Source organism: Moorena sp. SIO4A1 (genome assembly GCF_010672065.1).
Lineage (GTDB): Bacteria > Cyanobacteriota > Cyanobacteriia > Cyanobacteriales > Coleofasciculaceae > Moorena.
In genome coordinates this window covers 1-1,992 of record NZ_JAAHHX010000390.1, presented here as the reverse complement: position 1 = coordinate 1,992, position 1,992 = coordinate 1, and the positions used below count along the sequence as shown (strand labels likewise).

Below are 1,992 nucleotides of genomic sequence, written 5' to 3'. Positions count from 1 at the left end.
TGGTCCGTTTGCCAAATTAGGACCGTTGCGGGATTCACAGATGGCAAACTTAGCTGGTGTAACAGCAGCCATTGCTCTGATTGTAATCGCGACCATCGGCCTATCAATCTACGGTACAGTCACCTTTAAGAAAGAGCTAAAAACTGTACCTCGACCCACATTCGTTACCAGGGTACCCGAGGTACCAGAAACTATCCAAACTGCTGACGGATGGAGTCAGTTTGCTGGAGCTTTTCTAGTTGGTGGCGCTGGAGGAGCGATTTTTGCCTATCTGCTGGTTAATAACCTCAGTATGATTCAGGGAATGATGAGTTGAATTAGTTGCTAAAAAGTTTCAACAAATGCTAGAGTAATTAATGGAGCATTCTATAGGCTTCTTAAAATAGGAGCTGTTTGGGGCTAGGAAGCCATGTCAACCCTAACCCCATTATCTCTTTTCCCTAGCTTAGATATAACTAACCGTTCATCCGTCCCATAGTGACAGCCAGGTTAAGTGCAACTTTGACCTAAACTATTGGAACAGACAATATGCCCTCCTTTTGGTTTCAGTTTATTGATAAAATTTAGTGATAAACTAGAAACGACCTAGAGGGCGTTGATAAAGACGGATGCCATAACCACGATGGATGTCTCCACTAGCAACTAGCATTTACTGGTATTGCTGCCACTGTCGGCAACAGATGCCAATGCTGGAGGAAACCATACTGACTGAGTGAGTATCCTGTGGGGATATCGAAGACGTAACTGCTTCTCTACTACCTCGCTAACCACTAAGCACAGCAAGCATACTACTTAGTTTTTCAAGCATCTAGTAAGTATATGCGCTACGCGCACGCTGCGCGAACAGCGAACAGCAGTCAGCCAGATTTTGAATCAAGTAAAACTTAGGGATTGAGTTAAAGAGCACTTTACCCTAAACTAGAGGGTGATTAGAAATAGCTGATCACTGATTGCTCAATGCTTACACCATCTAATCAACATCAATTTAGGAGTAAATAAAAATGTCAAAAATTGGTCTTTTCGTCGGCTCTCAAACTGGTAAAACTGAGGCGGCAGCTGAGGAAATTCAAACAGAACTTGGCGGTGATGATGTCGTCACAATACATAAAATAGAAGATGCTGAAAATAGCGATTTTGAAAAGTACGACAATATCATCATCGGCTGTCCTACTTGGGATATTGGGGAATTACAAGCTGACTGGGATGGCTACTTTGAGGAGCTAGATAGTATCGACTTTAGTGGTAAGAAAGTTGCCTACTTTGGGACTGGAGACCAGCAGGGCTATCCTGATAACTTTATGGATGCCATTGGTATTATAGAAGCCAAAATATCCGAATTGGGGGGTACCACCGTTGGACAGTGGCCGAAGACTGAAGAGTACGAATTTAATGAATCAAAAGCTCTCAAAAATGGTAAGTTTATTGGTCTTGCCCTCGATGACGATAACCAGTCTGAACTGACTGAACAACGGATAAAAACTTGGGTAGCCCAAATCAAACCAGAGTTTGGAGTTTAGTTTTTACAACCGTTTTAAGCTGGTAAGCATTCAGCCGTGAGCTTTTCGCTCACGCTAAGCGAACAGCCGTTGGCCTATGGCCACGCTACGCGAACAGCTTATTTTATTCAAAAGCAGCTCAAGTAATGTGCGCTATTGGCATAAACTGTTACCGTAGCCTGGCCATAGGGAGCAGGTCAATTTTGTAAGAACACTTGAACTACAAACCCTTGAACTACAGTGTTTTCGGGGCTTCAGTACCAGTCATGAGTTTTTAGTACATTTGTTCTACGAATTTGACCTGCTCCCTGGCCATAGGCCTTTGGCTGAATGCACCTCAAGTAGCATCTCAAGTAGCGCATATGCACCTCAAGTAGCACCTCAAGTAGCGCATATGCTTACACCTGAAAACCGTCTCTATTTTATAAAGCTAGCTACGTTGACCGTTGACTATTTACCACTGACAGTTGATCGTTAACGGTCAACATTAATGACA

Annotated in this window: 2 protein-coding genes; both read left to right on the top strand. The window is 43.2% G+C overall.

Going from position 1 to position 1,992, the window contains the following annotated elements; genetic code table 11:
* Positions 1-316, top strand: a 316-nt coding sequence (locus F6K53_RS38600) for a photosystem I reaction center subunit XI (RefSeq protein ID WP_293085127.1), incomplete at its 5' end; no start/stop codon positions are given.
* 685 nt (positions 317-1,001) lie between these two features.
* Positions 1,002-1,517 carry a flavodoxin FldA gene (gene fldA, locus F6K53_RS38595; RefSeq protein WP_293085125.1) on the top strand — a complete coding sequence of 172 codons (516 nt, stop codon included), beginning with the start codon at positions 1,002-1,004 and terminating at the stop codon, positions 1,515-1,517.
* Positions 1,518-1,992 lie beyond the last annotated feature (475 nt).

What these genes read in the sequence shown, in the direction of transcription:
- fldA (WP_293085125.1), top strand. Translation starts at nt 1,002, where the DNA reads ATGTCAAAAATTGGTCTTTTCGTCGGCTCTCAAACTGGTAAAACTGAG.